Origin of the sequence: Streptomyces sp. NRRL WC-3549 (genome assembly GCF_000721935.1) — a bacterium.
GTDB lineage: Bacteria > Actinomycetota > Actinomycetes > Streptomycetales > Streptomycetaceae > Streptomyces.
Genome location: NZ_KL585392.1, coordinates 40786 through 46986 on the forward strand (window position 1 = coordinate 40786; position 6201 = coordinate 46986).

At 71.8% G+C, this 6201-nt stretch carries 5 protein-coding genes; all 5 read right to left on the bottom strand.

From position 1 onward, the window contains the following. On the bottom strand, positions 1 to 676 hold a 676-nt coding region (locus IH13_RS39710; protein ID WP_031082943.1), incomplete at its 3' end, for a Rho termination factor N-terminal domain-containing protein. 387 nt (positions 677 to 1063) lie between these two features. Then, complete coding sequence (gene thrB, locus IH13_RS0109815) at positions 1064 to 1981, bottom strand: homoserine kinase (protein WP_031082944.1); 918 nt, start codon at positions 1979 to 1981, stop codon at positions 1064 to 1066. A gap of 275 nt (positions 1982 to 2256) precedes the next feature. Next, complete coding sequence (thrC, locus tag IH13_RS0109820) at positions 2257 to 3327, bottom strand: threonine synthase (RefSeq protein WP_031082946.1); 1071 nt, start codon at positions 3325 to 3327, stop codon at positions 2257 to 2259. 6 nt (positions 3328 to 3333) lie between these two features. After that, on the bottom strand, positions 3334 to 4635 hold the full coding sequence (locus IH13_RS0109825; protein WP_031082948.1) for a homoserine dehydrogenase: 1302 nt from the start codon (positions 4633 to 4635) through the stop codon (positions 3334 to 3336). A gap of 95 nt (positions 4636 to 4730) precedes the next feature. Then, positions 4731 to 6122: a diaminopimelate decarboxylase gene (gene lysA, locus IH13_RS0109830; protein ID WP_031082949.1), complete on the bottom strand. Its 1392-nt coding sequence runs from the start codon at positions 6120 to 6122 to the stop codon at positions 4731 to 4733. Positions 6123 to 6201 lie beyond the last annotated feature (79 nt).

The following is a 6201-nucleotide window of genomic DNA, read 5'->3' on the forward strand; positions in this document are numbered from 1 at the left end:
GGCGGCCGCCGTCCTGACGGTCTCCGCGGCGGCCCTCGGCGGTGTCGGCCGCGGACTCGGCCTTGGTGTCGCCCTTGGCCTCGGCCTTCGCCTCGCCGCGCTCGGTCCTGGCCTCGCCGCGCTCCTCGGCGCGCTCCGGCCGGCTCTCGGTGCGCGGCTCCGCCTGCGGCTCCGTCCTGGTCTCGGTCTTCGTCTCGGGGCTGCCCGCCTGCGCGGTCGCCCGGCGGCGGCGGCGCTCGCCCGCGGGCTGGTCGTCGCTGGCCGGCTGGCCCGGGATGTCGATCTGCTGCTGGGCGGCGGCCTTGTCGGCCGGCGCGGGGGCGGCGGCGGTCTCGTCACCGGTGCGCGCCTTCGAGGTGGCACGCCGCTTGGGCTTGCTCTCGGTCTCGGCGGCCGCGGGAGCGGCGGACTTGGCGGCGGTCTTGGGCGCGGCGGAGCCCCCGCCGGCCTGCGCCTCCTTGATGACCTCGATCAGCTGGCTCTTGCGCATCCGCGCAGTCCCCCTGATACCGAGGCCGGACGCGACCTGCTGCAGCTCGGCCAGGACCATGCCCTCGAGGCCGGTGCCGGAGCGGCGGCGCCGTGCGGTGGTGCCAGTGGCAGCACCTTCGGCGGGCGCGGGGCTGTCGACGCTCTTGTCGGCAGTGGCGCCCATCAGATCGGTGGTGTCGCTCACGAAGGGTCCTTCCCTGGAGCGGACGTCGGCCTTCTGGCTCGGCGACCGGTTGTGCTGTCCGACTGCGGTCTGTTGATCGTTCGATCGCGGACCGTGCCGGGGCGGTGGTCCGCCGGGTACGGCGGAGAGATGAAAGTGCGGGGTTCCGGCGCGAGATCCCCCTGCTCGGCCCACTCCTGGTCGAGCAAGAGGGTGTCGTGCCGGTTCCGGAGCGTGCTCGAAAGCTCAGGCAGGCTGCTCAGGCAGTCGGGGAGGCTCCCGGAAGAGTGGTGGTCCCGGAAGGGGACACGAAGCAACGCGCCACAAAAGCGTCGATTGCTGACTTGAGGTTAACACTACCGGCTCCAACAAACATTCCCCCTCTCATGCACCGGCAATCACGTGCGATCACGCGGCGAGCGGCAGCACACTCGCCCCTGCGGAATCGAGGGCGAGCCGGTTGGCGGCCCACCCCTCTCCCGCCAGCCGCGCCACCTTGTCGGCCGATCCTTCCTCCGTCAGCGCGAGCACGGTGGGCCCGGCTCCGGAGATGACAGCGGGGACGCCGTCCGCGCGCAGCCGGTTCACCAGCTCCACGCTCTGCGGCATCGCCGGGCCCCGGTACTCCTGGTGGAGCCGGTCCTCGGTGGCCGCGAGCAGCAGCTCAGGACGCCTGGTCAGGGCCTCCACGAGCAGCGCCGCCCGGCCTGCGTTGACGGCGGCGTCCACATGGGGGACCGTGCGCGGCAGCAGGCCGCGGGCGGTCTCGGTGAGCACCGGTGTGGCCGGGACGAAGACCACCGGCACGACGGAACCGGCGGGGTCCATCCGGATCGCCCGGGCGGCCGAACCGTCCATCCAGGCGAGGGTGAACCCGCCGAGCAGGCAGGCCGCGACGTTGTCCGGGTGGCCCTCGATCTCGGTGGCCAGTTCCAGCAGGGCGGCGTCGTCGAGGCGCGCCTCGCCGCCCGTGGTCACGGCGCGGGCGGCGACGATCCCGGCGCAGATCGCGGCGGACGAGGAACCGAGGCCGCGGCCGTGCGGAATGCGGTTGGCGCAGACGATCTCCAGGCCGCGGGGCTGTCCGCCGAGCAGGTCGAAGGCGGTGCGCAGGGAGCGTACGAGCAGGTGGTTCTCGTCGCGGGGCAGCGTCGTCGCGCCCTCACCCGCGATGTCGATGTGCAGCCCGGAGTCGGCGACCCGGACGACCACGTCGTCGTAGAGCCCCAGCGAGAGGCCGAGGGCGTCGAAACCAGGGCCCAGATTGGCGCTGGTTGCGGGGACGCGCACCCGGACGGCTGCGGCTCGGAACGCGGGACCGGCCATCGGTTGGACGACTCTTCCTGTACGGCGGCGGGGATGGGGTGGTGCGGGGTGTCGTGCGGTACTGCGGCGTGCGTGGGGGCTGTTGTACGGAAGTGGGGTACCCGGCGGTCGCGACGGCGACTGCACCGCGGCACGTGCGGCGGCGGGTTGGGTACAGCCTATCGAAGGAAGGTTCTGTGGCGACATAGGGCGCACGGGAGGCGCACGATGCGTGTCGCACGCCTCCCATGCGCTCTGCGCCCCTGGCAGGAGCGCGGAGCCGTACGGACGGCCCGTCAGACGAGGCCGAGCCTCTGTGCCGCGGCCGCGGCGTCGACCGGTACGGTGACCGGCTGCGGGGCGCCGGCCACGGCCCAGTCCGGGTCCTTCAGGCCGTTGCCGGTGACGGTGCAGACGATCTTCTGGCCGGGGTCGACCCTGCCCGCCTCGGCGGCCTTGAGCAGGCCGGCCACGGACGCCGCCGACGCGGGCTCGACGAAGACACCTTCCTGGGACGCCAACAGGCGGTAGGCGGACAGGATCTGCCGGTCCGTCACCTCGTCGATGAACCCGCCGGACTCGTCCCGGGCGTTCAGCGCGAACTGCCAGGAGGCCGGGTTGCCGATGCGGATCGCGGTGGCGATGGTCGCCGGGTCCTTGACGACCTCACCGCGCACGATGGGCGCGGAGCCGGAGGCCTGGAAGCCCCACATGCGCGGGGTGCGCGTGGAGACCGCGTCGGCCGCGTACTCCGTGTAGCCCTTCCAGTAGGCCGTGATGTTGCCCGCGTTGCCGACCGGCAGGACGTGGATGTCGGGGGCGTCCCCGAGGGCGTCGACGATCTCGAACGCCGCGGTCTTCTGGCCTTCGATGCGCACCGGGTTGACCGAATTGACCAACGCCACCGGGTAGTTGTCCGAGAGGCTGCGGGCCAGGGTCAGGCAGTCGTCGAAGTTGCCGTCGACCTGGAGGATCTTCGCGCCGTGGACGAGGGCCTGGCCCATCTTGCCGAGCGCGATCTTGCCCTGCGGGACGAGGACGGCGCAGACCATTTGGGCCCGCACGGCGTACGCGGCGGCGGAGGCGGAGGTGTTGCCGGTGGAGGCGCAGATGACGGCCTGCGCGCCCTCCTCCTTGGCCCGGGTGATCGCCATGGTCATGCCGCGGTCCTTGAACGACCCGGTGGGGTTGGCGCCCTCGACCTTGAGGTGCACCTCGCAGCCCGTGCGCTCGGAGAGGACCTGCGCCGGAACGAGCGGCGTGCCACCCTCACGGAGCGTGACGACCGGCGTCGTGTCCGTGACCGGGAGGCGGTCCCGGTACTCCTCGATGATGCCGCGCCACTGGTGGGTGCCCTTGCTGGTCATGGGTCCTTACTCCCCTTCAACACGCATGATGCTGGCGACACCGCGCACGGTGTCCAGCTTGCGCAGCGCTTCGACGGTCCCGGAGAGGGCGGCGTCGAGCGCGCGGTGGGTGACGACGACGAGGGATGCCTCGCCGTCTCCGTCCTGTCGGCTCTGCTGGCGGACCGTATCGATGGATACGCCCTGTTCGGCGAAGACCGTCGCGACCTGGGCGAGAACGCCAGGCTTGTCGGCCACGTCGAGACTGATGTGGTAGCGCGTGACGACGTCGCCCATGGGGCTGACCGGCAGGCGCGTGTAGGCGGACTCGCCGGGACCGGTGGTCTCGCCGAGCTTGTTGCGGCAGACGGCGACCAGGTCGCCGAGGACGGCGGACGCGGTCGGGGAACCGCCGGCGCCGGGGCCGTAGAACATCAACTGACCGGCCGCCTCGGCCTCCACGAAGACCGCGTTGTACGCCTCGCGGACGGACGCCAGCGGGTGGCTGAGCGGGATCATCGCCGGGTGCACCCGGGCGGTGACGGACCTGCCGTCGGCGGCGCGCTCGCAGATCGCGAGGAGCTTCACGGTGCAGCCCATGCGCCGGGCGGAGGCGATGTCGGCCGCGGTGACCTCGGTGATGCCCTCACGGTGCACCTCGCCGATCCCCACCCGGGTGTGGAAGGCGATCCCGGCGAGGATGGCGGCCTTCGCCGCGGCGTCGAAGCCCTCGACGTCGGCGGTCGGGTCGGCCTCGGCGTATCCGAGGGCGGTGGCCTCGTCGAGGGCCTCGGAGTACCCGGCGCCGCTGGTGTCCATCCGGTCGAGGATGAAGTTGGTCGTGCCGTTGACGATGCCGAGCACCCGGTTGACCTTGTCCCCGGCGAGGGACTCGCGCAGCGGGCGGACGAGGGGGATGGCGCCGGCCACGGCCGCCTCGTAGTACAGGTCCCCGCCGTACTTCTGGGCCGCGGCGTGCAGCGCGGGGCCGTCCTCCGCGAGCAGCGCCTTGTTGGCGGAGACGACGCTGGCGCCGTGCTCGAAGGCGGTGGTGATGAGCGTCCGGGCGGGCTCGATGCCCCCGATGACCTCGACGACGACGTCGATGTCGCCCCGTTCGACCAGGGCGGTCGCGTCGGTGGTGATCAGGGCGGGGTCGATGCCCTCCCGCACCTTGGAGGGCCGGCGGACGGCCACACCCGCGAGCTCGACCGGCGCGCCGATGCGCGCGGCGAGGTCGTCGGCGTGCGTCGTCATGATGCGCGCCACCTCTGAGCCGACCACTCCACAGCCCAGCAGCGCCACCTTCAGCGGACGCGTACGCATCATCCGACCTCGTTTCTCATACTTCTGATGTGTGGACCAGTCTCACTCACCGGACGGGAGTTTCTGCCACCCGTCCGGATCCTGAGACCCCTATTTCATCAACCGACATCGAGGCGCAGGAGATCTTCCTCCGTCTCGCGCCGGACGATCACCCGGGCCTGTCCGTCCCGCACGGCGACGACGGGCGGACGCAGGGCGTGGTTGTAGTTGCTCGCCATGGAACGGCAGTACGCGCCGGTGGCGGGTACGGCGATCAGATCGCCGGGGGCCAGGTCGGACGGCAGGAACGCGTCCTTGACCACGATGTCCCCGCTCTCGCAGTGCTTGCCGACGACCCGGACGAGCATGGGCTCGGCGTCCGAGCTGCGGGAGACGAGCGAGACGCTGTACTCGGCGTCGTAGAGCGCGGTGCGGATGTTGTCCGACATGCCCCCGTCGACGCTGACGTAGGTCCGCAGTCCCTCCAGCGGCTTGATGGTGCCGACCTCGTAGAGCGTGAACGCGGTGGGGCCGACGATGGCCCGGCCCGGCTCTACGGAGATGCGCGGGGTGGCGAGGCCGGCCGACTCGCACTCGCGGGTGACGATGTCGCCGAGCGCCTTGGCGATCTCGTGCGGCTCGCGGGGATCGTCCTCGGGGGTGTAGGCGATGCCGAGACCGCCGCCGAGGTCGATCTCGGGGAGTTCCACACCGTGTTCGTCGCGGATCTCGGCGAGCAGCTGCACGACGCGTCGGGCGGAGACCTCGAAGCCGGCCATGTCGAAGATCTGCGAGCCGATGTGCGAGTGGATGCCGACGAGTTCGAGGCCGTCCAGGGTAAGCGCCCGGCGGACCGCCTCGGCGGCCTGTCCGCCGGCCAGCGCGATGCCGAACTTCTGGTCCTCGTGAGCGGTGGCGATGAACTCGTGGGTGTGCGCCTCGACGCCGACCGTCACCCGGATCTGCACGCGCTGGCGCGTACCGAGGCTCCGGGCGATGTGGGCGACCCGGGCGATCTCCTGGAAGGAGTCGAGCACGATCCGCCCGACGCCCGCGGATACGGCCCGCTCGATCTCCGCGACCGTCTTGTTGTTGCCGTGGAAGGCGATGCGCTCGGCGGGCATTCCGGCGTCCAGCGCGGTGGCCAGCTCGCCGCCGGAGCAGACGTCGAGGTTCAGCCCCTCCTCCTGGAGCCAGCGCACGACGGCGCGTGACAGGAAGGCCTTCCCGGCGTAGAAGACGTCGGCGTCGGTACCGAAGGCGTCCGACCAGGCCCGGCAGCGGGCCCGGAAGTCGCTCTCGTCGAGGACGTACGCCGGAGTGCCGAACTCCTCGGCCAGTCGGGCGACTTCGATCCCGCCGACGGTGAGCGCACCGTCCGCGTCGCGGGTGACCGTACGGGACCAGACCTTCTCGTCCAGGACGTTCAGGTCGGTGGCCGGGGCGGTCCAGTGCCCCTCGGGGAGGACGTCGGCGTGGCGGGGCCCGGCGGGGTGTGCGGATCGGCTCATCGTTCTGTTCTGCTCTCTTACGCTTTCAGAGGTGTCGGGGCGCGCTGATGCCGAGCAGGGACAGGCCGCCGGCCAGCAC